Origin of the sequence: Marinobacter iranensis (assembly GCF_029207565.1) — a bacterium.
In the GTDB taxonomy this organism is placed as follows: domain Bacteria; phylum Pseudomonadota; class Gammaproteobacteria; order Pseudomonadales; family Oleiphilaceae; genus Marinobacter; species Marinobacter iranensis.
The window spans coordinates 406832-432592 of the sequence record NZ_JANCMW010000001.1; the positions used below are offsets into that span (position 1 = coordinate 406832).

The following is a 25761-nucleotide window of genomic DNA, read 5'->3' on the forward strand; positions in this document are numbered from 1 at the left end:
CTCGATATGGCAGGAATTTCATCTCTAGGTGCTGGCTCCGGAATCTTTAGCGCAGATCTGGTTGACCAGCTTGTTAGCGCAGAGAGGCAGCCCGTTGAGCTCCGCTTGAATAGTAGAGAAAACGAAGCTCAGACCAAGATCTCTGCTTTTGGTGCATTGCGAAGTGCTTTGGAAGCCTTGAAGACGCCACTCGAAACGCTGGCATCCCCCGACGGCTTGAAGGCATTGGCGACCAGCTCTTCTAATGAATCGGTTGCGACAGTCGATGTGGATTCGTCAGTGGCAAGCCGTGGATCATACAGTGTCAATGTGACACAACTGGCCCAGGCTCAATCGCTTGCTTCGGGAACCTTTGCTGACACAGACACGACGACGGTTGGCACCGGTACGCTCACGTTTACAGTCAATGGTGTGAGCACTGATGTAGAGGTGGACGGTAGTAATAACACGCTCCAGGGCCTTGCCGATTCGATCAACGATTCAAATGCTGGCCTGTCTGCGGGAGTTGTGGATACCGGGAGCGGATTTCGTCTGGTGTTGTCCTCTGACGATAGTGGGGTGGAGAACGCGATTCAGGTCTCAGTCAGCGACAATGATGGTAGCAACTCCGATGCCTCGGGGCTTTCCCAATTTGCCTTTGATGGCACAGCGTCGAACCTTACAGAGACGGTTGCAGCGAAAGATGCGTTGCTTGAAGTCAATGGCATATCGATTAGTCGGCCTTCCAATACAATTGAGAACGTTGTTGAGGGTGTTACCTTCAACGCAGAATCCGTGGGTTCCTCCTCTATCAAGATAGAAAGGGATCCTGACGAAGTTGCTAGCCGGGTACAGGAATTTGTAGATAAGTACAACGCGCTTCAAGACATCATTGACAAGGCATCCGGCTATAATGCCGATACTGGTATTGGTGGGATATTGTCGGGTGATTCGACGGTCCGGAATATTGAGCGGGATTTGCGCTCAGGTCTGACTACGGTACCCGCCGGTATGGAAAACAGTTTCGTCCGGACCCTTGCGGATCTCGGTATCAAGACTGAGCCGAGCACAGGCAAGCTCGAATTCGACGCCTCAGTTTTCAAAGAGAAGCTGGAAGCTGATCCGCAGGCAGTGACAGCACTGTTTTCGGAACAGAATGGCGTAGATGGCATTGCCGGAAAGATTGACGCGACTATTGAGAACTATCTGGCGAGCGATGGTGCAATCTCGGGACGCACGGAGGGCCTGAACAACGCCCTTGATCAGATTCAGGAACAGAGAGATCGTCTTGATCTCAGAATGGAGAGTTACCGTGAGCGGCTTGTCTCCCAGTTTTCAGCTGCTGATTCGTTGATATCACAGCTTAATAGCACCGGCGATTTCGTGAGTCAGCAGTTGGCAGCAATCGCGCCTCAAAACAACCAGAGCTAGTCCAGCTGGACAGAGTAAGAGGGTTATACAATGAATGGTCTTCAGCAATATCAGAGAATCAATACCCAGACCAGCATTACGGATGCGGATCCTCACAAGCTGATCCAGCTTCTGTACGATGGCGCGCTTGAGCGAATTAACATGGCGAAGGCGCGCATGCAGGCGAAGGACTTTGACGGCAAGGGCAAGCTTATCCTCAAGGCGATTGATATCGTGGCTGGCCTGCGTAGTTTCCTGGATCGGGAGAAAGGCGGCGACCTCGCGGAAAGGCTTGATGCTCTCTATGGCTACATGGAGCAGGCATTATGGGAAGCCAATGCGAGAAATGATATCGGACGGCTTGATGAAGTGGCGCATCTGCTCCGCCAGGTAAAGGAAGGCTGGGACGGCATCCGTGAGGAGGCCACCTCGCTGCAACGGCAGGCGGTGTAAGCAGAAACTCTTGGCTCTGTTCGCCCGGTACCTCAGCCGGGACGCATTAAGGTACCGTGAACACGTGCCCGGCCAGAACGGCACTCTATACATGTCGCGGGCAGGGGCACGACATGATGTGGCCCACAAGTTCAGGTCCGCCATTGAGCAGATGAACGCTGACGGAGAGCTTCGCGAGATTTTCTTCGGCCAGTCCACCAGCACCGACCAACAAGACCCCCTCCCTTCCGCCCAATAGCCATTCCCCCCGCTGTCCCGTACAATATGCGGCTTATTTTCGATACATCCATTCTGTTCAGTCTGGAGCAAGGGCATGTCTGATATTAAAAAGGTGGTGCTGGCCTATTCCGGTGGCCTGGATACCTCGGTAATCGTTCGCTGGTTGCAGGATACCTATGAGTGTGAGGTGGTAACCTTTACCGCCGACATCGGCCAGGGCGAGGAAGTGGAACCGGCGCGCACGAAAGCGAAGGCGCTGGGCGTGAAGGAAATCTACATTGAGGACCTGCGCGAGGAGTTCGTGCGTGATTACGTGTTCCCGATGTTCCGCGCCAACACCATCTATGAAGGGGAGTACCTGCTGGGTACCTCCATCGCCCGCCCGCTGATTTCCCGTCGCTTGATCGAGATTGCCAACGAAACCGGCGCGGATGCGATTTCCCACGGCGCGACCGGCAAGGGCAACGACCAGGTGCGTTTCGAGCTGGGCGCCTATGCCCTGAAGCCGGGTGTGAAGGTGATTGCGCCCTGGCGCGAGTGGGACCTGAATTCCCGCGAGAAGCTGCTGGCCTATTGCGATGAGCGCAACATTCCTGTTGAGAAGAAGAAGGGCAAGTCCCCTTATTCGATGGATGCCAATCTGCTGCACATTTCCTACGAAGGCATCAACCTGGAAGACCCCTGGGCGGAAGCCGAGGAGGATATGTGGCGCTGGAGTGTGTCTCCGGAAGCTGCTCCGGACACGCCGACCTATGTTGAGGTGACCTATAAGAAGGGCGACATTGTGGCCATCGATGGCCAGGAGATGAAGCCTCACGTGGTGCTGGAAACCCTGAACAAGCTGGCCGGCGATAACGGCATTGGCCGCCTGGATATTGTTGAGAACCGTTATGTGGGCATGAAGTCCCGCGGCTGCTATGAAACCCCGGGCGGTACCGTGATGCTGCGTGCCCACCGTGCCATTGAGTCCATCACTCTGGACCGTGAAGTGGCGCACTTGAAGGACAGCATCATGCCGCGTTATGCGGAGGTGATTTACAACGGTTACTGGTGGTCACCGGAGCGTGAGGCGCTGCAGGCGCTGATTGATCAGACGCAGACCTATGTGAATGGTACGGTTCGGTTGAAGCTGTATAAGGGCAATGTGGATGTGGTTGGGCGGAAGTCTGACGATTCGCTGTTTGATGAGAAGATTGCGACCTTTGAGGAAGATCAGGGGGCGTATGACCAGAAGGATGCTGAGGGCTTTATCAAGTTGAATGCCCTTCGGTTGCGGATTGCTGCCGGGAAGGGCCGCAAGCTTTAAAGCCTTAATCCGTGCCTGAGCAAGGCCGGTACAGGTTCCCAGAAAACGCCCGTGAATACATCCATGTAGGGCTCGGTCGCGCCGTCCTTGGCGCTCCACGTTTCTGGGAACCTGTACCGGCCTTGCTCGTTCCGACCTTGGATGCACAATTCTGAAAAGCGGTTCCTGCCTGGCTCTCTGAAGCTCGGTGTTGCCTGCCTGACTTATAACCCTTTTAGTTGGCGGAATTCTCCTGGTGTTTTCCCGGTTTCTGCTTTGAATTTCCTGTGGAACGACGTCGTTTCGCTATAGCCCAATCTTAACGCTATCTCCGGTATCCCCAAGTTACTGTTGGCCAGGAAGTCTTCGGCCATAGCCTGCCTGACCTCGTCCAGTAACTGCTGATAAGAAACCCCTTCCTGGCTCAGCTTGCGCTGCAGCGTTCGGCTGGTCATGCCGAGGTGGTCCGCGACCATGTCCTGGCGGGTGATGCCGTGCATGAGTTGTTTTCGGATGCTGTGTTTTACCCGGTTGGTCAGGGCTGTGTCGGTGTCCAGGGTGGCGAGTTGGCTTTGGGCGTGGGCTTCCAGGGTTTTGCGGAGTAGGGGGTCTGGTTGGCGTAGGGGGGTGTTCAGCAGGTCTTTGTGCAGCACGATCGCATCTTCACCGGCGCTGAATCGGGCCGGGCAGCCCCAGCGTTCGGTGTAGGCGCTTTCCAGTTCGGGACCGGGGGAGGGGTGTTCCAAGTGTACTTCCACCGGCGAGGCGGTGTTGTTGTCGGCCAGCCAGCGGGCGTAGTTGATCCAGGAGGCGAAGACGTTGTCCACCATGTGGGGCCGGACGACCGGATCGGTGTAGTTGCAGGCCCAGGTCAGTTTGATGTGGTCGCCGCTGCCAACGATCTGGGTGGTGCCCATGTCGCCCACCAGTTTCTCGAACGGGGCAATCCTCGCTACGGCTTCGCCCAGTGTGGCGCAGCTCATGGTGATGTATCCGAGAACACTGTAGGAACCGGGCTGGACGAAATCACCGGTTTCCAGGCCAAGTATCGGGTTGCGGCTTTCTTCGCACAGAAGCCGGATAAACGACTGGAATTGTTCGCCGTCTATGCGCTCTTCGTCGGTTTGAAGAATCGACGCATCCAGTCCGGCTTTGGTGAACAGTGCAGAGGTATCCAGGCCATGGGCGTTGGCGGCACGAACGTATTGTCTGAGGGCGGCGACGGAGGCGGTTCCGAGGGTGCTCATGGTTACGGCAACTTCTTGGGGTTATTGTTGGCAGAAGTATACCGGAGTTTGAAACGAAAAAAGCCAGCTAAAAAGCTGGCTTAAAAACAAGGAAAGAACGAAAGTGCCTGAAAAATTCGTTAATTCTGTGGACTTTCCCATTTAGCGGCGGAGGTACAACTCGGCTCCTCCGCCATGGGGGATACTGCTTAAATCCACAATTGCAGAATAGGGCTTTCATCCCTGGAAGTCTGTTTGTGATGTGTGTCGTGGTGTTACGGAGTGTGTATGCAAAATAGGGGAAATTGGTGGGGGATTTTGTCGGATTACGCTTTGCTAATCCGACCTACGGGTGCCACGAGGATAGACATAGGGTGTAGGTCGGATTAGCGAAGCGTAATCCGACAAAGATACTCAGGCCTTCTCCATCTCAGGTGCCGTCTCCGTAAACCGCCGCGTCTCATACGCATCCACCAACCCCTGAACCGCCGCACGCTCCATTTCCTGCACCGCTGGCGTGCCATTTTGCGCATCGGCCCGGCAAAGCACCATGCCCGCTTCAACGGAAATATAACCCGCTGTCGTCTTCAGCGCCTTATGGTTGATGCCATCAAACACCCGGCGGAAGGCGGTTGTGGAGCAGTGATCGCTGTTCGGAAAATGGGCAATAATGGCGTATTGGTTGTCGCCCACCCGGCACAGGGAGTCCATCGGGCGGATCAGGTGGCTCAGGCGGCGGGCAATGCCCACGGCAAGCTCACTCATAACCGACGGCGCATGCTTGCGCTTCAGCTCCTGCCAGTTGCGGATGCCACACAATACATAGGCCGAAGCCCCGCCCCGGGACTCTGCCTGGCGCAGGCATTTGCTGAGCTTGTCGCGGGCGTAGCGGTTGTTGCACAGGCCGGTTTCCAGATCAATGATGCTGCTGTTTTCCAGCTCGCGGTTGTTCTCAACCAGCAGGGAATTGGCTTTCAGAAGGGTATTCTGGCGATCGGCCATGCGGTCGGCGGCGAAGATCCGGGGGATCAACTGCTTCGTCATGTCGGACTTGTAGATGAAGTCATCCACGCCGCGATCAAAGGCTTCAGACAGGGCTTCCACGCTCTCGCGGGCGGTGAGCAGGATCACATAGGTGTAGTGGTTGTTCTGCTCGTCCTGCTGGCGTACCTGATCGGTCAGCTCCAGCCCGTCCATCTCCGGCATCAGCCAGTCAGCAATCAGCACGCTCACCGGGCGCTGGTCGATAAACTCGAGCGCGGCGGGCGCATTGTTAGCGATTCGTACGTCGCGGTATCCTGCATTGCGGAGGGTGCGGCCCACCACCATGCTGCTGAATTTGGCGTCGTCTACCACGAGGATGGGAAGGTCAAGATTTGGCATTGTTATCTACTACTCACCAGTCCATTGTCAGATGCGGTGCCGCCCCGGTCTTGGTATGCTTTGGCACCTTGTAAAACCAGAGTGCAACCAGAAGGGCACCAGTATAGCGTTTTGTGCGTGCCCTGACGTGGATAATTGTAAAAAGTGAGAACCGACCATGCCTTCTTTTGACATCGTTTCTGAAATCGACATGCACGAAGTCACCAACGCCGTGGACCAGGCCAAACGCGAGCTGGGTAATCGCTGGGACTTCAAGAACGTGGAAGCGGACATCGAACTGGACGACAAGGGCATTACCATCAGTGCCGAGCAGGAATTCCAGTTGGAGCAACTGATGGATATGCTGCGAATGGCCTTCGCCAAGCGCAATATCGACTCCCGTGCGCTGGCCGAAGACGGCGAGAGCAAGTCCGGTAAACTGGTCAAGCAGCACCTGCAGCTGAAGCAGGGCATCGAGACCGATATGGCCAAGAAGATCGTCAAGATGATCAAGGATGGCAAACTGAAGGTCCAGGCCAGCATTGAGGGCGACAAGGTACGGGTAAAAGGGAAAAAGCGGGACGACCTGCAAACCGCCATTGCCCTTCTGAAGGAAGCCGAGCTGGATATTCCTCTGCAGTTCAATAATTTCCGCGACTGAATCGGGGGCTGAACCATCTTATCCGGCAGCAACCTGGCACTGCTCAGGGAAACCGTTTACACCTACACCCGCTGGCAGGTGATTGCGCTCCTGTTTCTGGGCTTTTCGGCGGGCCTGCCGTTCCTGCTGGTGTTCTCCACGCTGAATGCGAGGCTGGCGGATGTGGGGGTGGAAACCGCTACCATCGGCTTCTTCAGTTGGCTGGGTATTACCTACTCCATCAAGGTGTTCTGGGCCCCGGTGGTGGACCGGGTAAAATTGCCGCTTCTCGACAAGCTGCTGGGCAAGCGCCGTAGCTGGATAGTACTGGCCCAGGCTGGTATTGCCACCGGCCTCTACCTGATGGCCCATGTGGATGCCACCGTGGCGCCCGAGATGATGGCATTCTGCGGCTTGCTGGTTGCTTTCTCCTCCGCCACTCAGGACGTGGCCATTGATGCCTACCGGATTGAAATTGCTGAAGAGCGTTTGCAGGCCGCGCTTGCCGCCACTTACATATTTGGTTACCGCCTGGCGCTATTGGTTGCCGGGGCTGGTGCGCTGTATCTGGCGGAATTCTGGTCCTGGCAGGTGTCTTATGAGGTCATGGCGCTGCTCGTCGGTGTTGGTGCGGCGACGGTACTCATCGTGCGGGAGCCGACGGTCAATCACTTCGCCGCCGCCCAGGATATCGCCGACAAAATTGAACACGAAGCCAGCAAACGCACCCACCTGAACCCTCGCCTGGCACGTTTTATAGGCTGGTTCTACGCCGCCATTGCAGGACCGTTCCTGGACTTCTTCCGACGCTACAAGGAACTCGCCATATTGATCCTGATGATGGTTGCGGTCTACCGCATCTCAGACATTGCCATGGGTGTCATGGCGAATCCTTTCTACCTGGACTTCATGGGCTTCTCCAAAACCCAGGTGGCGGACGTGACCAAGATCTTTGGCTTCTTCATGACCATCATCGGTTCCCTGGTGGGTGGTGTGCTGGTGGTACGTTACGGCGTGCGGCGGATACTGCTCGCTGGTGCGATCATGACTGCAGCGACCAACCTGTTGTTTGTGGTCCTGGCGCAATACCCTCCGAACATCGCCACCCTGGCGCTGGTGGTCAGCGCCGACAACCTCAGTGGCGGCATCGCCAACGTGGCGCTTATCGCCTGGCTATCCAGCATGACCAGTGCAGCCTTCACAGCGACCCAATACGCACTGTTCAGTTCCCTGATGACACTGCCTGGCAAATTTATTGGTGGCTTCTCCGGTATGGTGGTAGCCGGTTTCGGTTACGCGGAGTTCTTCCTGGTGGCCGGCCTGATGGGGATTCCGGCTATACTGTTGGCTGTGTATATGATGCGCAAAGGAGAACGCCTGGATGCCCTCGCGCCCCGCAACGAAGCTGTCGAACAAGAACCCCGTAGGTCGGATTAGGCCACCAGGCCGTAATCCGACAAATGCAGGCCCCAGCCAGCTGCGGAGGCTGGCCCGGGGGTGGGGGTACCTTTTCTTTGGAAAAAGAACTCGCTTCGCTCAGACACCTTTTTCTGGCAGAAAAGGTACCCCCACCCCCGGACCGATTCTGGCTTTGCAGGTAACTTCGGCATTTGTCGGATTACGGCCCGTTGGGCCTAATCCGACCTACGCGGGAACCATCGGCCTGGGGGAATCGTAGGTCGGATTAGCGAAGCGTAATCCGACAGCCCAGTTTTCAATCAAACTCCAAACCCAAGCGCCATGACCGAGCCCACCAAAGACCAAAAAATCTGGCAAGTCGTCGCCGCCATCCCCGTCGGCCGGGTGGCCAGCTATGGCCAGATCGCCGATATGGCGGGCCTGGGCCGGCAGGCTCGTTACATCGGAAAGGCCCTGGGAAAACTCCCCGAGGGCCACGCCATTCCCTGGTACCGGGTAATCCGAAGCAACGGACAGATTGCGTTCCCCATCGGAAGTGCGGCGTTTGAGGTTCAGGCCCAGAGCTTGCGGGAGGAGGGGGTTGTGGTTGTCGATGGCAGGATTTCGATGCGGCAGTTTGGGTGGCAGCCGTAGGTCGGATTAGCGAAGCGTAATCCGACAACTCTCAGGCCTACTCCCTTCCAACCCCCTCAAGCTCCGCTTCATTAATCCCCCAATCCACCGGCAAAATCCCATCCCTCACAAACCGGTGAAAACTGGAATACGGCCAGTCAACCGCGCGGTCGACGTAGCCGTGTTTGACGGGGTTGTAATGGATGTAGTCGACATGCTGGTTGAAGTCGTTCTCGTCCCTGATGGTGTGTTCCCAGTAGCGCTTTTGCCAGAGTAATTTGGCAGCTCCTGCTCTATCTTGCGAATACTGTCGAAAGCCTTTGGTGAATCCGCCTTTAATCAAGCGCCAGCGGGTTGAATAGTTGGTGTCATCGGCCGGCAGGGTCCAGATGCAGTGGATGTGGTCGGGGAGGACGACCATGGCGTCGATGGTGAAGGGGTGGCGGTGGATAACGTTGCGGAGGGTGGTTCTCAGGCGCTGAACCGCGGCGGGGTTGTTGAAGAGTGGGGCGCGGTTGGCGGTTACCACGGTGAAAAAGTAGGTGCCGCCAGGGTGGCGGTTGCGGCGGTAGTTCATCATACGTCCTTGTATGGTTTGGTGGTGTTTTCGGATTTTGGCAGTTGTTTTCGGGTTTGTCGGATTACGCCTTCGGCTAATCCGACCTACATGAAGCATCGACCTGTGGAATCGTAGGTCGGATTAGCCGAAGGCGTAATCCGACAAATGCCGACGTTATCACCGAATACCTGGCCGCCGCCGGTAATTGCAACCACGGAATCTTGAAGTTTCATGTTTTGCCCTAAGGTAATGAGTGAACAAGCGAGGCGAGTATACCAGAGCTGTTTATCGCCGCTGCAACCAGACACAGTGCATTCCGGGAGGCTCTTTTGGGCATTTTTCTTTTTCTGTTCATTGTTATGCCCATCGTCGAAATGACGATTCTGATCAAGGTGGGAACCATCATCGGTGCCCTTAACACTGTCGGGCTTGTCCTGCTGACGGCGATCATCGGTGCCGCCTTGCTGAGGCAGCAGGGATTGGCAACTCTGTTGAAGGCCAACCAGCGGATCAACAGTGGTGAGCTGCCGGCGAAGGAAGTGGCTGAGGGCCTGATCCTGGCGGTGGGCGGTGCCCTGCTGCTGACCCCTGGCTTCGTGACCGACACCATCGGTTTCCTGTGCCTGATCCCGGGTACCCGTCACTGGCTGGCGGCCCAGGCCCTGAAACGGATGGTGGTGGCCGGGCAGTCCGGCGGCTTCACTTTTACCGCGGGCCAGCGTGGTCCGTCTCAGGGGCAGGGGCCGTTTGGCGGCCGCGAAGGGCCCTTTGGGCGCCAGAATCCCTTTGACCGGAATGACGACATCATTGAAGGGGAATACCGCGACGAAACCGAGCGTGAGTATGATCGCCTCCACGGGAACGCTCACGATCGTGAGAGCCGGGGAGAAGACGATGATCAATCGAAAAAAAACTGAAAAATTTTTTCGCCGAAGTGTTGAAAACGAATCCGCCACCCCCACATAGGTTTCACAAGTTCGCTGCGGGCTAATAACCGCTGTAAAACAGTTGGTTAAAAGCCCCGGCTTTTAACGCAACCATCATTGCCAAACCTAACCTGACATTGGAGATATCGAGCAATGAAAATTCGTCCGCTACACGATCGTGTTGTCGTGCGCCGTAAGGAAGAAGAAGAGAAAACAGCTGGTGGCATCGTGCTGCCGGGCAATGCCAAGGAGAAGCCGTCCCAGGGCGAGGTTATCGCCGTAGGTAATGGCCGTATTCTCGACAATGGCGAAACCCGTGCACTGGCGGTCAAGGTGGGTGACACCGTGGTCTTTGGCCAGTACGCCGGTAACACCGTAAAGGTTGACGGCGAAGACCTGCTCATTATGAGCGAAAACGACATTTTCGGCGTTCTCGAGTAAGCGCTCGGTTACGCAGCAATCCGATTGAACGATTAAATTGGGTTTAACGAACAGGAATAGAAGACATGGCAGCAAAAGACGTTAGATTCGGTGACAGCGCCCGCAAACGTATGGTTCAGGGTGTTAACATCCTGGCGGACGCAGTGAAGGTAACCCTGGGCCCGAAAGGCCGCAACGTGGTTCTGGACAAATCCTTTGGCGCGCCGACCGTTACCAAGGACGGCGTATCCGTCGCCAAGGAAATCGAGCTGAAAGACAAGTTCGAGAACATGGGTGCCCAGATGGTCAAGGAAGTTGCTTCCCAGACCAACGACACCGCTGGTGACGGCACCACGACAGCGACCGTTCTGGCACAGGCCATTGTTCGGGAAGGCATCAAGGCCGTCACTGCCGGCATGAATCCGATGGACCTGAAGCGTGGTATCGACAAAGCAACCATCGCCGCTGTACAGGCCATTCGCGACCTGTCCAAGCCTTGTGATGACAGCCGCAACATTGCCCAGGTAGGCACCATCTCCGCCAACGGCGACGAGACCATCGGCCAGCTGATCGCAGACGCGATGGAAAAAGTTGGCAAGGAAGGCGTCATTACCGTTGAGGAAGGCCGCGGCCTGGAAGATGAGCTGGACGTGGTTGAAGGTATGCAGTTCGACCGTGGTTTCCTGTCCCCGTACTTCATCAACAACCAGGAAAACATGTCCACCGAACTGGATGATCCGTACATCCTGCTGGTCGACAAGAAGATCTCCAACATCCGCGAACTGCTGCCGGTGCTGGAATCCGTTGCCAAGGCTGGTAAGCCGCTGATGATCATCGCCGAAGACATCGAAGGCGAAGCGCTGGCAACACTGGTTGTCAACAACATGCGCGGTATCGTGAAAGTGGCTGCCGTGAAGGCGCCTGGTTTCGGTGATCGTCGCAAGGAAATGCTGCAGGACATCGCTATCCTGAGCGGTGGTACCGTGATTTCCGAAGAAGTTGGCCTGACGCTGGAGAACACCACTCTGGACGATCTGGGTACTGCCAAGCGTGTGAACATCACCAAGGAAAACACCACCATCATTGATGGCGCCGGTGCCCAGGGTGATATCGAAGCCCGCGTTGAGCAGATCCGCAAGCAGATCGAAGACAGCTCTTCCGATTACGACAAGGAAAAGCTCCAGGAGCGTGTTGCCAAGCTGGCTGGCGGTGTTGCCGTCATCAAGGTGGGCGCTGGTTCCGAAGTGGAAATGAAAGAGAAGAAGGCCCGCGTTGAAGACGCCCTTCACTCCACCCGCGCTGCGGTTGAGGAAGGCATTGTACCGGGCGGCGGTGTTACGCTGATCCGTGCCATTGCGGCCCTGGACAAGGTTGACGCCATCAACGAAGAGCAGAAGGCTGGCGTTAACATCCTGCGCCGTGCCATGGAAGCTCCGCTGCGCCAGATCGTAACCAACGCCGGTGGCGAAGCCTCCGTTGTTGTGAACAAGATTCTGGAAGGTGAAGGCGCCTATGGCTACAACGCCTCTACCGAAGAGTTCGGTGACATGCTGGAAATGGGTATTCTTGACCCGGCCAAAGTGACCCGCTCTGCACTGCAGGCCGCCGCTTCCGTGGCTTCCCTGATCATCACCACCGAGGCGATGATTGCGGACGAGCCGGAAGAAGAAGGCTCCGGCGGCGGTATGCCGGACATGGGTGGCATGGGCGGAATGGGAGGCATGGGCGGCATGATGTAATGCCGGCCTGACCCCGGACCATTTCTCATTTTTCGGGAAATGGCCCCATAAACCCGGAAAACCCCGCATCGGTTCACACTGTTGCGGGGTTTTTTGTTTTTTTGTCATGAACTTGCGAAATGGCTTTGCTAGACTCGGCAACCGGCCATTCACCTTTGTGACACTGTATGAGCGAAACCCCCGCAAAAGCCTTTCTCAGACCTGGCAAGGTGTTCCTGCTGACCCTTGCCGGTGTGCTGATTTATCTGGTTGCGCTGGTGGTTCTCGTGCCCGCCGGGTGGTTATGGCATCAGGCTTCCGCCCATATTGAACTCCCACCGGAAATTCAGGTCAGGCAGGTATCCGGTAAAGCCTGGTCAGGCGCGGCAGGTGTCATGGTGGCGGGTTATCCTGTCAGGCTGGAATGGCGCCTGGGGATGCCCTCTGTGTCGGGATTATCATTACCCGTGGGGTTTTCCCTGCTGTCGTCACAGTCTTCAGTGGATGGCAGTGTTAGTCTGGGTTGGCAGGGTGCCGGTAGCCTCAGTGCCAGTGGCCGGCTGGCAGTGGCCGAGTTTGAGGAGCTGATTCGGCGCAGTGGAGGAGCGGTCATAGAAGGTGACGTGACCATTGACCGGCTGGAGCTCTCCTGGCAAGACGGCCGTGTAACCCAGGCGGACGGCGTCGGCCGCTGGGCCGGAGGTCAGGTCACCTGGCCCATGGGTAGCGGCACTGGCCAGGCAGAGTTTCCGCCAATGCGGGCGACTATGGATAGCACGGCTGATGGTGTTGCGCTGGTAGTCTCGGAGCAGGGCGGCGATGGCCCTGCGGCGGACGCCGAAATACGCTGGAACGGTATGATGGAATTGCGGGTGTACAAACGCATGGTCGATCTGGCGGGCCAACCCTGGCCAGATTCCGCACGCCCAAGTGATGTTGTTTTTAAAGTCAGGCAGCCATTGATTCCTGGAGGCGCTTTGTGATGGCGGTGGCGTCTGTTATGGGTAGCCGGCGAGTTCCCTGGTTACTGGCTAATCTGTTACTGGCCGGATTAGTGGTTTATGTTGCGCTCCTGTTGGCGCAGACTACGTGGCTGATTGCCTGGGACGAGCGCCCGGTTGCCCTGGCACCCGCATCGACCAACAGCGGAAGCGGCGCGGGTTCCGGCAGGATGCAGCCGCTGGCGGCCCACGAATTCTTCGGCAGGTCCGAGGAGCAGGCGAGAGTGGCGGAAGTGGTGCGGCGGTCAGCGCCCGAAACCAGGCTCAACCTCAGGCTTGAAGGTGTGTTGGTGGGAGAGCGCCCGGAGGACTCCGGTGCTATAGTTGCGGGAAGCAACGGCGTAACGGAGCACTATCGTGTGGGTGACGTGCTGCCTGGTAACGCAATGCTTGCTGAGGTGGAACCAGGCCGAGTGTTGATTCGCAGGAATGGACAATACGAAACCCTCACCTTTGAGGAACAACTGTCAACGGATCTGGTTGAGGATGTGGAGGAAGGGCCGGCGGAATCCTCACCTGAGCAATTCCTGAGCGAGGCCCGGGAGCAGCTCAATTCCCAGGGCGTTGCCGCTCTGGCTCCATACGGGCTTAGCCCGGCCGGCGACGGCAGTTCCGGTTATGTCTATGACGGTTCGAATGCCATGCTCAATGCGGTCAACCTAAGGGCGGGTGACGTGATCACCGCCGTTAACGGGCAGCGTCTGGGCAATCTTGAGCAGGATATGATGCTTTTTGAGAATTGGCGGTCTGAGCCGCAACTGGAAATTGAAATTGAACGAGACGGATCCATTCTGACCGTAAGTTATGCCATACCTGAACAGTGGCGCTGAACGGATTTAACGATACAGGACAATAACGCCAGATGCTTAACCACAGATCCAAACTATTCCGGGCCTTTGTTCTGGCCCTGCTGATGCCCCTTATGTCTGTTGCTTACGGGCAGGAAGAAACCTGGCGATTGAATCTCAAGGATGCCGACATCCGTGCTTTTGTCACCCAGGTGGCGGATATTACCGGTTACAGCTTCGTGGTGGACCCCCGGGTGAAGGGCAAGGTCACAGTGCTCTCCAGCGCTCCCATGAACAAGGATGAGATCTACGACCTGTTCCTGGCCGTGTTGCAGGTCCATGGTTTTACCGCCATTCCCGGTGAGGAAGTGATCAAGGTGGTGCAGCAGGTGGATGCCAAACAGTCCGCTGAATCATTGGACAGGTTCACTGAGACGCCATCGGAACAGCTGATTACCCGTGTCATCCAGATTGATAACGCCAATGCCCTGGAGCTGGTGCCCATCCTTCGGCCCCTGGTTGCCAAATACGGCCATCTTGCCGGAGTGGCAGCCGCCAACGCCCTGATTATCAGCGATCACTCATCCAACATTCGTCGCATTGAACAGATCGTAACGGAGCTGGACAGCCCTTCGAAGTACGAAGTGGAAGTGATTCAGCTGGAAGAAGCCTGGGTGGGTGATATGGTTGAGTTGCTGCAGGAACTGGCACCGGCTGAACTCGGGCAGGGTGGCGGCGAAAACGCAGCCCGCAAATACAGTGTGACTGCGGATGAGCGCAGTAACCGCCTGATCCTGCGGGGTGACGAAACCTTCCGCGACAAGATGCGGGAGCTGATCATGAAGCTGGACCAGCCTTCGGCGACCGGTGGCACCACCAAGGTTATACGCTTGAGCCACGCCGATGCTGAGAACCTGACAGAGATCCTCAAAGGCGTGATGGGCGAGGTGGCCAAGGAGTCGTCCGGGGGAACTGGAGGTGCCGGTGCCAGCTCGGGAAGCGGCCGCAACACCAGTTTTTCGGTTTTTGCGGATGAGGGCCTGAACGCACTGGTGGTGCGCGGTGAGCCGTCGATGATGCAGGAAGCCGAAATGATCGTTGAGGCGCTGGACGTACGTCGCGCCCAGGTCATGATTGAAGCGGCCATTGTCGAAATCAGTGATGAGCTGGGACAGGACCTTGGCGTTCAGTTGGCAGTTGGTGATGAGTCGGGTGGTTCCACACCGGTGGCAGGCACCAACTTCGATAATGTCGGCAAGAGCCTGGGTGATGTACTGGGTGCTATCCTGTCCGAGTCTGTTCTGGCGCCTGCCGTGGGCGGCATCACCATTGGTGCGGGCCAGCGTAACGAGGACGGCGTGTCCTGGGGCGTTCTGTTGCAGGCGCTATCAACCTCGGCAGCAGCAAACCTGTTGTCCACGCCCAGCATTATCACCCTGGATAACCAGGAATCCGAGATTATCGTGGGTCAGAACGTCCCGTTCCGAACCGGCCAGTCCACCGTTACCGGCGACGGCACCACCAACCCGTTCACCACGATTGAGCGCCGGGATATCGGCCTGACCCTGAAAGTCACGCCGACCATCAGTGCCGATGGGCTTGTGCGCCTGGTGGTGGAACAGTCGACGGAAAGTATCGGGGACAGTATTGAAGCCGCCTCGGACATCATCACCAACAAACGTGAGATCAAGACCACGGTCCTGGCGGATGATGGCGAGACGATCGTACTGGGTGGCCTGACGACTGACGACTTCCAGGTCAACAAAAGTAAGGTTCCCCTGCTTGGCGATATCCCTTTACTGGGCAGGCTGTTTTCATCGGAATCTGAGCGTAGGATAAAGCGCAACCTGCTGGTTTTCCTGCGCCCGACCATTATGCTCGACAAGTCCGACGCCATTGCGGCGACGGATGAGAAGTTCCAGAGCCTCTGGGAAATCAACCTCGGTGTGCGCAAGAAGCTTGGCCTGCCGGACCCCAAAAGCCCTCCTACAAAAGACTCCCTGTTCCAGCCGCAGACGGACTGATCTTCGGCCCGGCTGAAAATCAGGCCTGCAGTGGCGGCATCGGGCAATCCAACTGATCCGCCACCAGGCGGATCAGTTCGTATTCCGTGGTTTTAACCCGTCCGTCTGCAAGCACGCAGTGGCCGCAGGCATCAAGAATACCTGGCTTGAGCAGTGGGGATAGTGTGTTCAGTTCCAGCAGCGCGTTGCGCAGGTGTTTGATGGAGACGGTTTCCAGCAGTTCCGGCCTGGCACGTCCCGTTGTAAAGCCCGCCATCGCCTCATCAAACAGTCTCTGGCTTCCAGCGCTGTCCTCCGCACCAGCCCTTGCCATCAGGCTGAACAAAACCTGCAACTGGGCGATTACCGGCCGGTAGCTGCGGTGTCGTGTCGGCACAACCCGCGCAGAATCTCCTGCCAGGTGGCGGCGCAGGAATGTGTGCAGGGCCAGCTCGTACAGACTTAACCGATTGTCCGCCCGAATCAGTGCTTCCGTGCTTGATATCAGTTGGCGGCGTTCTTCGGGGTCAAGTTTTCGCAGGGCCGGCATGGCCAGTTCCAGGGCGGGGAAGCGTACTGCATCACCCAGCGATGCGAGGGCAGGCAGCAGTTTATCCAGCAGTTCAGGATTGGGGGCGAAGAGTGACCCGGCAGTAATCAGTGAAAGTCGCTCCTGCTGTGACTGCGACGGTAAATAGTAAATCAGCAGTGCGTAACACAGCTGGATGGCGCCTGCCCGGGTATAGAGCAGGTTGCGGAAGGTGGAGGGCAGACTGTTGAGCAGGTCAACAGCGTAGTCTTCGCTGCGCTTGTTCACCGTACCCACCGCAGCCGAGAGCCTTTGTGGTGGTTGGGTGTTCAAGGGTGAAGTTGAGGCACCCGCACCAGAACTGAAGCCTGATATTGCCTCATGCGTGCTTGTGTTACCGGTGGCTGCGGGGGATGAACCAACCGATCGCAGGGCGCTCTCCGGTTCACTGTCCCGCAGGCGGCTGCGAAGGCGGGCAAACATCCCCGGCTGGATGGCTTCAATGCGTTCCTGTACCGGAGGGTGCGAGGCCAGCAATGCCGCGAATTTCATGCGTGTGCTTTCGCCGAAACACATATGGTTCATGTCGCTGGCGTGGCTGGTGGTGTCCAGGTAGCCGCCTTTGAGGCCGATCTTGAACAGGGCGCCGGCAATGCCTTCGGGGTTGCGGGTAAACTGCACGGAGGAGGCGTCTGCCAGCATTTCCCGTTGCCGCGAGACTGCCGACTGGATCAGCCTTCCAAAGAACACGCCCACATAACCGATGACCAGTAGCGCCAGTCCCACCAGCCCGAAAATCGCTTCGCCACGCCGGTCCCGGGATGAGCGGGTGGAAAGGTGAGTGCGGTGGAACGACATTCTCAGCAGGAAGGCGCCAATCTGGCCGATCATCAGGATGCCGGCCAGGATGGCAATCAACCGGACATTCAGGCGCATATCGCCGTTCAGGACATGGCTGAACTCGTGGCCCACGACGCCCTGGAGCTCGTCACGGGTGAGTTGGGTCAGGGCACCATGGGTAACCACCATCACTGCTTCACCGGGCGTATAGCCGGCTACAAAGGCGTTGATACCGGTTTCATGGTCCATCACGTAGAGTTCCGGCACACTGATGCCGCTGGCGATGGACATTTCCTCGACAATATTGCGCAACCGGCGTTCGTCGGAATCTCTGGTGTCGGGGTCGATAGCGCGTGCACCAACCATTTTCGCCACCCGATCACCACCGCCTGACAGGTCGGCCCAGCGGATCAGCGAACCAGCGCCAATCAGGGCAACAACGGCAAGTGCGGTGAACAGGCCATGCCGGCTCAGTAGCCAGTCTGCAAATGCCAGCCCGGTGTATTCGCTGCGGGTGACCAGGTAGCCCACCAGGCAAACGGCAAGCGTGATGATGGCCACGGCCGCCAGAAACAGGACCACAAGCAGTCCTGTGTTCCGGCGGGCACTGGCCTGACGCTGGAAAAATCCGGGATGTGCCATGGCAACCCGCCTCAGAAGGCGACTTTGGGTGCCTGGCGGGCTTCAGGAGACTCCAGCTCTAACTGGGAGGATGGTTTGAAGGCGAACAGGCCGGCCACGATGTTGTTGGGGAACTGCTCACGGAAGATGTTGTAGCTCATGACGCCGTCATTGTAGGCCTGGCGGGCGAAGGACACCCGGTTCTCGGTACTGGAAAGCTCTTCCATCAACTGCTGGATGGTTTCGTTGGCTTTCAGTTCCGGGTAGTTTTCTGCCACGGCGTAGAAATTGGCCAGGGCCTTGGACAGCATGTTTTCGGCACTGCCCAGGCGCTGGATCTTGCCGCCGTCGGCCGGGTCGCCGGCGGCGTCCTTCTGGGCGCTGACGGCATTGTTTCGGGCCTCCATCACTTCGGTGAGGGTGTTGCGCTCATGGGAGAGGTAGGCCTTGGCCGCTTCCACCAGGTTGGGAATCAGGTCGTGGCGGCGCTGCAGTTGCACATCAATCTGGGCAAATCCGTTCTTGAACTGGTTTCGCAGGGAGACCAGGCGGTTGTAGATAAAAACGATGTAGAAAACGACAACGGCAGTGACGATCAGGCCAATCAGTGTGGTTCCCATAGCGACTCCTTGCGTTCCTGGTGGGGCGGTTCAGTGTTCAGGCATTATTTTCGACGATTTTACTGTGAAAGCCAGCAACAAAGATCTCAAATTCGTGGGGTTTCAGCGGTTTGCTGAAGAAATAACCCTGTGCCAGTTTGCATCCCCTCTGGGCGAGGTAATATTCCTGTTCCGCTGTCTCAACGCCTTCCGCCACTACGGTCAGGTTCAGGCTCTTGCCAAGGTCAATGATGGTGTTGGCAATGCGGGTGTCTTCTTCGTTCACCAGCAGGTCACGAATGAACTGCTTGTCGATTTTCAGGTGCTGGACCGGCATGCGCTTGAGGTAGGTCAGCGAGGAATAGCCGGTACCGAAATCATCCACCGCAATGCTGATGCCGGCTTTATGCAAGCGCTTCAGTTTGTCGACGGCTTCTTCGAGGTTGGTCATGAAGCTGGTTTCGGTTACTTCCAGTTCCAGGCGCCCGGCGGGGATATGGTGGCGCTTCAGGGTGTCGAGTATGTCGTCAACAATGGTGTCCTGGCGCAGTTGTACTGCTGAAAGGTTGACGGCAATCCGCAGTGGCATGCCGTTGCTGGCCCAGCGCGCAGCTTGCCAGCACGCCTGGTCAAGTACCCACTGGCCAATTTCCACGATGCTGCCGTTCATTTCGGAGACTGGAATAAATTCGTCCGGGGGGATCAGGCCTTTTTCCGGGTGTTCCCAGCGAATGAGTGCTTCTGCGCCAATAATCCGGTGGGTTTCCAGGTTGACCTGTGGTTGGTAGACAAGATGGAACTGGTGGTTGTGCAGCGCAACGGACAGGTCTTTCTCAAGCTGTTTGCGTTCGCGGATTTCCTGGTCGACGCTGGCCACATAGAACTGGAAGTAGTTGTGTCCGCTTTCCTTGGCCAGTGCCATGGTTTGCTCGGCACTTTGAAGCAGTCTGTCGGCCTTCTCCGTGTCGTTAGGATATAGAGCAATGCCAAGGGTTGCCGTCATGGTGACGATCTGATCTTCAAAGATCATGGGGCTGCCCAGGAAGGCCAGGATGCGGTCTGCCGTATCCGCCGCCTGAAACCCGTCCCGCAGGCCTTTTTCCACGATAACAAACTGGTCACTGCCCAGGCGGGCGATGGTAAAGCGTGTGCCGCTGAGGTTCTGGGTAAGACGATCAGCCACCGTCTGCAGGATCATGTCACCAGTGCGGAAGCCGCATTGCTCGTTGATGGACTTGAAGTCATCAATGCCGCAACAGACCAGCGAAAGGACCGTTTTCGCCTCGTGGGCGTCCTCGAGATCGGCCTGGAGCAATTCCATAAAGGTGTCCCGGCTTGGGAGGCCAGTCAGTTGATCATACCGGGCGAGGCGGGTAACGCGATCTTCCGCTTCCCGATGCCGGGTCTGGCTATCGCCAATCGCAACCAGGAGATTGTTGGTGGCATTAACCCAGAGGCCCAGTTCATCTCTCTGGTGCCCGTGGGGGAGGTGAATCAGGTTGTCGTCCGGGTGGTCCGGGTCCACCTGTTTAACGGACTCGACAATCCGCAGGAGCGGGCGTGTCAGCAACAGATGGAAAACCACGAACAGCACCATGCCGAGAATAACGGCAATGGCGATACCTGAAGCGAAGGTTACCGAAGCGCGTTCAAGCCATGTCCGGGCGGCCGGGCCGGTGTCGTAACGCAGTTCAAGGTAGCCATAGATGTTGTTGGCGCTGCCGCTCCTGGAAAGTTCCTCCCGGTAGTACCGTTCGGATTCGAAGATGGGATCCGTGATCTGCCGGAATGGGCTTTCCTGCAGGGGGCGCTCACGGCTGCCAAGAGGTTCACCATCCGGGTGGGTAATGCGTGCTATGTGAATGGCTTCCTGGGCGAACAGGCCATCGACTACCTGTTGGGCCAGATCGGCGTCGATACTGAAAACGGCCTGTGTGGATGCGTCCCTGACCAGTGCCATGGTCTGGCGTGCTTGCTCATCAAGGGACTTTGATACCCGCCCGGCATCAAGGATGACCTGTATGGTGCTGACGACGACCCCACTGATTAACGCCACAGCGAGTACCCATCGCAGCACCCGGTACCCCAGGCGATGTTCTACCTCATAGGAATTTTGCATGGAGGCCTGTTTGATTCGTTCCAACTGAGTGAGACCCGGTACCGATTTCCTGGGGTAAAAGGGGCTCTCGGCTGACTTTTTCTTCTCTGAACAGGGTTCAGTCTTCAGTAACTGTATTCAGTATCGGCAATTCTTCCAGATATTTCAGGCTTCGGGTGTATCAATTTGTAAGGTCTGTTATATCGCAGATACGAAAACGCCCGCAAACAGGGCGGGCGTTTTCGAATGCAGTTTTATCAGAAGGCTATCTGAAGGGCTGTTACGCCAGGTTTTCGTTCACGAAATCCCAGTTCACCAACTTCCAGAATGCTTCCAGGTAATTCGGCCGGGAATTGCGGTAGTCGATGTAGTACGCGTGCTCCCAGATGTCTACCGTCAGAACCGGCTTGTCCGCAGTCGTCAGCGGAGTTTCGGCGTTGCTGGTGTTCACAATGCCGACGCTGCCGTCTGCTTTCTTTACCAGCCAGGTCCAGCCGGAGCCGAAGTTGTTGGCGGCCTTGTCATTAAACTCTTTCTTGAAGTCTTCGAAGGAGCCGAAGGCCTTCTCGATAGCCTCTTTGGCTGCACCGGTGGGCTCGCCACCGCCATTGGGGCTCATGCAGTGCCAGTAGAAGGTGTGGTTCCAGACCTGGGCTGCGTTGTTGAACAGCGGGCCACTGGCGCTCTTGATGATGTCTTCGAGCGACTTGTTGGCGTTGTCTGTACCTTCGATCAGGCCGTTGAGCTTGGTAACGTAGGTGTTGTGGTGCTTACCGTAATGGTACTCAAGAGTCTCCTGAGAGATGTGTGGTTCCAGTGCGTTTTTTTCATAAGGCAGTGCGGGAAGTTCAAATGCCATGAGGTCGTTCTCCCTGGTTCTCTCTGTTTATGTGGATGTAAACCATAAATATAGGGGCGCTTTGAGTTATATCAACCCCTTGCCGTGAGCGTACTGTTGAACTCAGGACTACCGGGCAAAAACTGGGCGCAGTTTTTAACCCGCCATACCAATTCTTCGTAGCTGTCCGCCAGAACGGTCACATGACCCAGTTTCCGCCCCGGACGCTCGCCTTTATTGTAGAGGTGTACATGAGCGTAAGGCAGTTCGAGGATTCGTTCAATGTCACCATGCTCGGCAATGATGTTGATCATGCAGCTGACGCCGCGGGGGGCTGTGTTGCCGAGCGGGTGGCCGCTCACCGCGCGAATATGATTTTCGAACTGGCTTGTCATCGCGCCTTCAATGGTCCAGTGGCCGGAGTTGTGCACCCTCGGCGCCATTTCATTGGCAACCAGCCCGTCGGCGGTTTCAAACAACTCCAGCGTCAGTACGCCCACATAATTCAGCTCGTTCAACAGCGCCTTGATGTAACGCTCGGCGTCTTCCTGAACATGCTTTTCAAGCTTCGGCGCTGGTGCGATGGAATAGCGCAAAATGCCTTCGTGGTGAGCGTTTTCCGCCATGGGGTAAAACGCCAGTTCGCCGTCCTCGGCACGAACGGCGATAATCGATACTTCACGGCGGAACTCGACGAACTTTTCGACAATCAGGCGTGGATGACCGATGGATTGCCAGGCCGCTGCGGCTTCTTCCGGTGAACGAAGAACTGCTTGCCCCTTGCCGTCATAACCCTCAGTGTTGGATTTGGCGACAACCGGGCAGCCAAGCTCTTCAGCGGCGGCTTGCAGTGATTCTGCACTGTCCGCAATTCTCCACTGTGGTGTTGGGATGCCGAGCTCGCCGAATAGGGTTTTCTCCATTTCGCGGTTTTGGCAAACCTGCAATGCACGGGGGCAGGGATGAACCGGTTTTTCCTTGGCGATTCGCGCTGCTACATCAACCGGTAAGTGTTCGAACTCGTAGGTAACCCGATCTACCCGGGAAATGAAGTCATCCAGATATTGGCCATCTCGGTCAATAATGACTTCACCCAGCCCGGCACTGGGACTACCCGACATATCATAGAAGACAAACGTCTTGGCCAGCGGGTACCCAGCCAACGCCAGCATGCGTCCAAGCTGTCCAGCCCCTAAAACACCAATTCTCATTCGTTATCTCCTGCCATTAGGCATCTGCAAAGTTCGGTGTTGTGAGCGGGTCGGGGCAGGCTTTCCAAAACACGCTCAAGCACATCCCTGTGGCGCTTGAGCTCCGCCATCCATGGCTCCGCACAGTTTTGGAAAGCCTGCCCCGACCCGCTCAGCCGAATATGGAGTTGGATTCACTGATCGTCAGGATCAGGATTGTCCAGGATCGTTTGTGTCTGGGTTGCTCTGAATTCATCGACTGCCTTACGGACATCTTCCTTGAACGTTCCGATGATCTGCGCCGCCAGCAGGCCTGCATTGGTAGCACCGGCTTTGCCAATGGCCAGAGTACCTACTGCGATGCCACCGGGCATCTGTACGATAGACAGCAGCGAATCAAGACCGTTAAGCGCCTTGGACTGGACAGGAACACCGAGCACCGGCAATGACGTCTGTGAAGCAACCATGCCCGGCAGATGGGCAGCGCCGCCAGCGCCGGCGATGATCACCTTCAGGCCGCGGTCGGAGGCGGTCTTGGCGTAGTCGAAGAGCAAGTCCGGGGTGCGGTGGGCAGAGACAACTTTCGTCTCGTAAGGCACGCCCAGTTTGTCGAGCATCTCGGCGGCGTGTTCCATGGTGGGCCAGTCAGACTTCGAGCCCATGATGAGTCCTACAAGCGGCTGCATATGCAACAGTCCTGTGTGTGAGAAAGCCGGACATTGTATGTAAGGCCCCGGAACCATGCAAACAGACGATGGTGCGCGGCCTTATCCTGCCATCTTTCCTGGCCTTCATTTTGCTGTGTCGCTAGGTACGGGTATTATCAGGCCTTGTTACCGTTACCGTCCATATCCCGGAGCTGTTATGGAACCGATCCGTCCAGATGATGATGAAGTACGTACCGGCAAGGCCGGGAATAAACCGGAAGAGGGGCTTTCTGCCCAGAGGGAACCGCAGGCAGGAGACAAACCGGCAGCGGCCAGAAAAGCCAGCGCGCAGACTGCAGGCGGCGCTGGCAACGGCGGCCCCGGCAACGGCGGCCCCGGCAAACCCGCAGGGAAAACCCGGAAGTCATCCGGGGGAGGTGGTTCCGGCCGTGGTGCAATGCTGGCGATTGGCCTGTTGATTGTTGCCGGAGCTGCCGGGGCTGGCTGGTATCAGCAGGAGCAGCGTATCGAGATGCTGGAAGGACAGTTGGAAGAGGCCGATTACTGGGCCCGTCAGAGCAAGCTGGCGCTGGCGCGATTTGAGGGCGAGCTTTCCGAGACCGGGGAGAACCTTCAGGAAAAGGGGCAATCCATTGAAGAAACCCTGGCTACCCAGAATGAGCGCCTGGATACGGCAGACAGCGAAATCCGTAAGCTCTGGGGCGTGGCCAATGATCGCAACCGCAAGCAGCTGGATGACCATGAAGCCCGACTTGAGTCGTTACGCGCGGAGGTAGACAGCGGCAAGAATGAGCGTGAAGCCTTGTCGGCATCTGTTGAAAAATTGGAAACCACGGTTTCGACCAGGCTGGACGAAGTCCGGTCAGACCTGGAACGACAGCTGACTGCCGTTCGCGAAACCGGCCAGGAAAATGCCTCGAGATTGACGAAACTGGACGAGTCCCTCGCTGGCGTCGACAAGATGGTGGAACGCCAGTTGTTGAGGTTTGAACGTGAGCAGGACCTGACTATTGACGGTCTGGAGAGCCGGATTGCGGCGTTGGAGAGAGCCACCAACAATCTCTCCAGCGGCGGCCAGTTGGACGCGGTTCGCAAGGACCTGGCAGGGCTCAGGGAAACCGTATCGGCCATTGATTCGTCGCGGGCCCAGTTGACGTCGAGGCTGATTCGGTTGTCTGAAGAGGTCAACGATCTGCGCTCGCAGGTATCCGGGCAATAATTCGGCCGGAGATCCTGTAAGACGTTAAGGCACAGTCAGCCCAGCGGGGCTCGACTGTGCTTTGTAACAGTTTGTATTCATCCCTTGCGGTAGCTCTCAGTTCCGCGAGTTTGCAGTTGCTATGATCGGGGCAACTCGAGAAAGGATGAAGAGTGAACAACAATGAAAACCCGATTTCCTGTCACCAGAATATTTGTCCCCCGGTTTCCCGTTTCCGGTCTTTCCCGGCCCCTGACGGCCGTGTGTGTGGCGTTTCTGCTGGTGCTTGGTTCCGGCTGCACGGTGTACCAGTCTATTGGTAAAAGCGTGGGCTCGTTCCTGCATCCGGTATCCGGGCATGATTTTGTCCATATTGGCAATGACCAGTGGGATCGCAGCAATGCGGTTCTCTACTTTTATCGCACCCATTCCCAGTGGGCCGCCGATGAGATCGAGGCGCCCAGTGTCTACATTGACGACCATCATTACTTCAATATCCGCAATGACGCCTTTACCTGGCTGGAAGTTGCCCCCGGAGAGCGTCATATCGCCATCCGACGGCCGTTGCTGGGGCTGGAAGGGCTGAATTCGTTCAGCCTGAGCCTGATCGCGGATGCCACCCTGGAGGTGGAGCCTGGCCAAATCTATTACCTGCGCTACAACGAGCTGGAAGAGCCGGACAGCAACCACCCAGCGCTGGCCGAAGACCACCCCCTGACGTCTGGCGATCTGCAACTGGTGAGCCGGGACTACGCCATGCAGGCCGGAGAGATTGTCTCCACGCGTTTCCTGAACAGCGATCTGCTGGCTCCGAACCATGCTGCAACCTCCATCGTTGAGGTAAACGAGGACGCCAACTATGAGCGCAATCTGGCGTTGCTGGAAGAGGAGCGGGAAGCAGAAATCGAGCGCTTGAAGGCCGAAGGCAAATACGACGAGGCGCCCTGGTACTGGCCCTTCGGTGGCGGCCCCGAAGTGCCTCTGGAAAGTGACCGCAAGCAGCGTGAACTGGAGAGGAACTACGCTACGCTGGAAAAGGAGCGGGAGCGCCGGGAAGAAGCGGAATCCGGTGGAGGATGGTGGATGTTCTGAGGCTACAAATCTGGCCCCCTGTGAATTGTTGTTTCCGGCTTCGGTTACTAGACTGTTGGTAGTCGTTA

The 25761-nt window shown here is 57.0% G+C and carries 24 protein-coding genes; 15 read left to right on the plus strand and 9 right to left on the minus strand.

All coding sequences use genetic code 11. From position 1 onward, the window contains the following. The first annotated feature begins 6 nt into the window (after positions 1-6). From fliD to NLU14_RS01940, 4 genes are all read left to right on the plus strand, one after another. The gene (gene fliD / locus NLU14_RS01925) at positions 7-1410 is read left to right on the plus strand and encodes a flagellar filament capping protein FliD (protein WP_275704469.1); all 1404 of its coding nucleotides are present in this window, start codon (positions 7-9) and stop codon (positions 1408-1410) included. Between the two features lie 30 nt (positions 1411-1440). Then, positions 1441-1842 (plus strand): flagellar export chaperone FliS, encoded by a 402-nt coding sequence (fliS, locus tag NLU14_RS01930; RefSeq protein ID WP_275704470.1) that lies wholly within the window; start codon positions 1441-1443, stop codon positions 1840-1842. 10 nt (positions 1843-1852) lie between these two features. Then, positions 1853-2080 carry a hypothetical protein gene (locus tag NLU14_RS01935; protein ID WP_275704471.1) on the plus strand — a complete coding sequence of 76 codons (228 nt, stop codon included), beginning with the start codon at positions 1853-1855 and terminating at the stop codon, positions 2078-2080. Positions 2081-2155: 75 nt separating this feature from the next. Then, positions 2156-3367, plus strand: a complete 1212-nt coding sequence (locus NLU14_RS01940) for an argininosuccinate synthase (protein WP_275704472.1) — start codon at positions 2156-2158, stop codon at positions 3365-3367. 203 nt (positions 3368-3570) lie between these two features. On the opposite strand, the gene NLU14_RS01945 is transcribed toward NLU14_RS01940, so the two are convergent. Together NLU14_RS01945 and NLU14_RS01950 are read right to left on the minus strand one after the other, a co-directional pair. Continuing rightward, complete coding sequence (locus NLU14_RS01945) at positions 3571-4593, minus strand: AraC family transcriptional regulator (protein ID WP_275704473.1); 1023 nt, start codon at positions 4591-4593, stop codon at positions 3571-3573. Positions 4594-4986: 393 nt separating this feature from the next. Beyond that, positions 4987-5955 carry a response regulator gene (locus tag NLU14_RS01950; RefSeq protein ID WP_275704474.1) on the minus strand — a complete coding sequence of 323 codons (969 nt, stop codon included), beginning with the start codon at positions 5953-5955 and terminating at the stop codon, positions 4987-4989. A gap of 157 nt (positions 5956-6112) precedes the next feature. Between NLU14_RS01950 and NLU14_RS01955 the strand changes: the two genes are divergently transcribed. The 3 genes from NLU14_RS01955 to NLU14_RS01965 all read left to right on the plus strand — a co-directional run bounded on the left by NLU14_RS01955 (position 6113) and on the right by NLU14_RS01965 (position 8626). Then, complete coding sequence (locus tag NLU14_RS01955) at positions 6113-6595, plus strand: YajQ family cyclic di-GMP-binding protein (RefSeq protein WP_275704475.1); 483 nt, start codon at positions 6113-6115, stop codon at positions 6593-6595. Positions 6596-6673: 78 nt separating this feature from the next. Continuing rightward, positions 6674-8011, plus strand: a complete 1338-nt coding sequence (locus NLU14_RS01960) for an AmpG family muropeptide MFS transporter (protein WP_275704476.1) — start codon at positions 6674-6676, stop codon at positions 8009-8011. A gap of 303 nt (positions 8012-8314) precedes the next feature. Further along, entirely contained in the window at positions 8315-8626 is a 312-nt protein-coding gene (locus tag NLU14_RS01965) for an MGMT family protein (RefSeq protein WP_275704478.1), read from the plus strand. A 37-nt stretch (positions 8627-8663) separates the two neighbouring features. On the opposite strand, the gene NLU14_RS01970 is transcribed toward NLU14_RS01965, so the two are convergent. Next, on the minus strand, positions 8664-9185 hold the full coding sequence (locus tag NLU14_RS01970; protein ID WP_275704479.1) for an REP-associated tyrosine transposase: 522 nt from the start codon (positions 9183-9185) through the stop codon (positions 8664-8666). A gap of 308 nt (positions 9186-9493) precedes the next feature. Between NLU14_RS01970 and NLU14_RS01975 the strand changes: the two genes are divergently transcribed. The 6 genes from NLU14_RS01975 to gspD all read left to right on the plus strand — a co-directional run bounded on the left by NLU14_RS01975 (position 9494) and on the right by gspD (position 16041). Next, entirely contained in the window at positions 9494-10081 is a 588-nt protein-coding gene (locus NLU14_RS01975; protein ID WP_275704480.1) for an FxsA family protein, read from the plus strand. 162 nt (positions 10082-10243) lie between these two features. After that, positions 10244-10531, plus strand: coding sequence for a co-chaperone GroES (groES, locus tag NLU14_RS01980; RefSeq protein ID WP_007155569.1), 288 nt, complete (start codon positions 10244-10246; stop codon positions 10529-10531). A 65-nt stretch (positions 10532-10596) separates the two neighbouring features. Further along, entirely contained in the window at positions 10597-12249 is a 1653-nt protein-coding gene (gene groL, locus NLU14_RS01985) for a chaperonin GroEL (RefSeq protein ID WP_275704481.1), read from the plus strand. 167 nt (positions 12250-12416) lie between these two features. Beyond that, a complete protein-coding gene (gene gspN / locus NLU14_RS01990) occupies positions 12417-13211 on the plus strand; it encodes a type II secretion system protein N (protein ID WP_275704482.1) in 795 nt (264 codons plus the stop codon). Beyond that, on the plus strand, positions 13211-14059 hold the full coding sequence (locus NLU14_RS01995; protein WP_275704483.1) for a type II secretion system protein N: 849 nt from the start codon (positions 13211-13213) through the stop codon (positions 14057-14059). The genes gspN and NLU14_RS01995 overlap by 1 nt, the downstream gene beginning before the upstream one ends. A gap of 32 nt (positions 14060-14091) precedes the next feature. Next, positions 14092-16041 carry a type II secretion system secretin GspD gene (gene gspD / locus NLU14_RS02000; RefSeq protein WP_275704484.1) on the plus strand — a complete coding sequence of 650 codons (1950 nt, stop codon included), beginning with the start codon at positions 14092-14094 and terminating at the stop codon, positions 16039-16041. 19 nt (positions 16042-16060) lie between these two features. Here gspD and NLU14_RS02005 read toward each other — a convergent pair whose 3' ends face one another. From NLU14_RS02005 to purE, 6 genes are all read right to left on the minus strand, one after another. Continuing rightward, positions 16061-18031, minus strand: a complete 1971-nt coding sequence (locus NLU14_RS02005; protein WP_275704485.1) for a M48 family metallopeptidase — start codon at positions 18029-18031, stop codon at positions 16061-16063. Positions 18032-18042: 11 nt separating this feature from the next. Continuing rightward, a complete protein-coding gene (locus tag NLU14_RS02010) occupies positions 18043-18630 on the minus strand; it encodes a LemA family protein (RefSeq protein WP_275704486.1) in 588 nt (195 codons plus the stop codon). A gap of 37 nt (positions 18631-18667) precedes the next feature. Then, entirely contained in the window at positions 18668-20728 is a 2061-nt protein-coding gene (locus NLU14_RS02015; RefSeq protein WP_275704487.1) for a putative bifunctional diguanylate cyclase/phosphodiesterase, read from the minus strand. Between the two features lie 259 nt (positions 20729-20987). Beyond that, on the minus strand, positions 20988-21566 hold the full coding sequence (gene sodB / locus NLU14_RS02020; protein ID WP_275704488.1) for a superoxide dismutase [Fe]: 579 nt from the start codon (positions 21564-21566) through the stop codon (positions 20988-20990). Positions 21567-21637: 71 nt separating this feature from the next. Then, the gene (locus tag NLU14_RS02025; protein WP_275704489.1) at positions 21638-22756 is read right to left on the minus strand and encodes a 5-(carboxyamino)imidazole ribonucleotide synthase; all 1119 of its coding nucleotides are present in this window, start codon (positions 22754-22756) and stop codon (positions 21638-21640) included. A 173-nt stretch (positions 22757-22929) separates the two neighbouring features. Next, positions 22930-23421 carry a 5-(carboxyamino)imidazole ribonucleotide mutase gene (gene purE / locus NLU14_RS02030; RefSeq protein WP_275704490.1) on the minus strand — a complete coding sequence of 164 codons (492 nt, stop codon included), beginning with the start codon at positions 23419-23421 and terminating at the stop codon, positions 22930-22932. A gap of 178 nt (positions 23422-23599) precedes the next feature. Between purE and NLU14_RS02035 the strand changes: the two genes are divergently transcribed. Both NLU14_RS02035 and NLU14_RS02040 read left to right on the plus strand, forming a co-directional pair. Then, on the plus strand, positions 23600-24622 hold the full coding sequence (locus NLU14_RS02035) for a hypothetical protein (protein ID WP_275704491.1): 1023 nt from the start codon (positions 23600-23602) through the stop codon (positions 24620-24622). A 162-nt stretch (positions 24623-24784) separates the two neighbouring features. Next, positions 24785-25693 carry a DUF2846 domain-containing protein gene (locus NLU14_RS02040; protein WP_275704492.1) on the plus strand — a complete coding sequence of 303 codons (909 nt, stop codon included), beginning with the start codon at positions 24785-24787 and terminating at the stop codon, positions 25691-25693. The last annotated feature ends 68 nt before the right edge of the window (positions 25694-25761 follow it).

What these genes read in the sequence shown, in the direction of transcription:
- sodB (WP_275704488.1), bottom strand. Translation starts at nt 21,566, where the DNA reads ATGGCATTTGAACTTCCCGCACTGCCTTATGAAAAAAACGCACTGGAA.
- NLU14_RS02010 (WP_275704486.1), bottom strand. Translation starts at nt 18,630, where the DNA reads ATGGGAACCACACTGATTGGCCTGATCGTCACTGCCGTTGTCGTTTTC.
- NLU14_RS01945 (WP_275704473.1), bottom strand. Translation starts at nt 4,593, where the DNA reads ATGAGCACCCTCGGAACCGCCTCCGTCGCCGCCCTCAGACAATACGTT.
- NLU14_RS01955 (WP_275704475.1), top strand. Translation starts at nt 6,113, where the DNA reads ATGCCTTCTTTTGACATCGTTTCTGAAATCGACATGCACGAAGTCACC.
- NLU14_RS01950 (WP_275704474.1), bottom strand. Translation starts at nt 5,955, where the DNA reads ATGCCAAATCTTGACCTTCCCATCCTCGTGGTAGACGACGCCAAATTC.
- groES (WP_007155569.1), top strand. Translation starts at nt 10,244, where the DNA reads ATGAAAATTCGTCCGCTACACGATCGTGTTGTCGTGCGCCGTAAGGAA.
- NLU14_RS01940 (WP_275704472.1), top strand. Translation starts at nt 2,156, where the DNA reads ATGTCTGATATTAAAAAGGTGGTGCTGGCCTATTCCGGTGGCCTGGAT.
- NLU14_RS01965 (WP_275704478.1), top strand. Translation starts at nt 8,315, where the DNA reads ATGACCGAGCCCACCAAAGACCAAAAAATCTGGCAAGTCGTCGCCGCC.
- gspN (WP_275704482.1), top strand. Translation starts at nt 12,417, where the DNA reads ATGAGCGAAACCCCCGCAAAAGCCTTTCTCAGACCTGGCAAGGTGTTC.
- fliD (WP_275704469.1), top strand. Translation starts at nt 7, where the DNA reads ATGGCAGGAATTTCATCTCTAGGTGCTGGCTCCGGAATCTTTAGCGCA.
- NLU14_RS01970 (WP_275704479.1), bottom strand. Translation starts at nt 9,185, where the DNA reads ATGATGAACTACCGCCGCAACCGCCACCCTGGCGGCACCTACTTTTTC.
- NLU14_RS01995 (WP_275704483.1), top strand. Translation starts at nt 13,211, where the DNA reads ATGGCGGTGGCGTCTGTTATGGGTAGCCGGCGAGTTCCCTGGTTACTG.
- groL (WP_275704481.1), top strand. Translation starts at nt 10,597, where the DNA reads ATGGCAGCAAAAGACGTTAGATTCGGTGACAGCGCCCGCAAACGTATG.
- NLU14_RS02035 (WP_275704491.1), top strand. Translation starts at nt 23,600, where the DNA reads ATGGAACCGATCCGTCCAGATGATGATGAAGTACGTACCGGCAAGGCC.
- NLU14_RS02005 (WP_275704485.1), bottom strand. Translation starts at nt 18,031, where the DNA reads ATGGCACATCCCGGATTTTTCCAGCGTCAGGCCAGTGCCCGCCGGAAC.
- NLU14_RS02040 (WP_275704492.1), top strand. Translation starts at nt 24,785, where the DNA reads ATGAAAACCCGATTTCCTGTCACCAGAATATTTGTCCCCCGGTTTCCC.
- gspD (WP_275704484.1), top strand. Translation starts at nt 14,092, where the DNA reads ATGCTTAACCACAGATCCAAACTATTCCGGGCCTTTGTTCTGGCCCTG.
- fliS (WP_275704470.1), top strand. Translation starts at nt 1,441, where the DNA reads ATGAATGGTCTTCAGCAATATCAGAGAATCAATACCCAGACCAGCATT.
- NLU14_RS02015 (WP_275704487.1), bottom strand. Translation starts at nt 20,728, where the DNA reads ATGCAAAATTCCTATGAGGTAGAACATCGCCTGGGGTACCGGGTGCTG.
- NLU14_RS02025 (WP_275704489.1), bottom strand. Translation starts at nt 22,756, where the DNA reads ATGAGAATTGGTGTTTTAGGGGCTGGACAGCTTGGACGCATGCTGGCG.
- purE (WP_275704490.1), bottom strand. Translation starts at nt 23,421, where the DNA reads ATGCAGCCGCTTGTAGGACTCATCATGGGCTCGAAGTCTGACTGGCCC.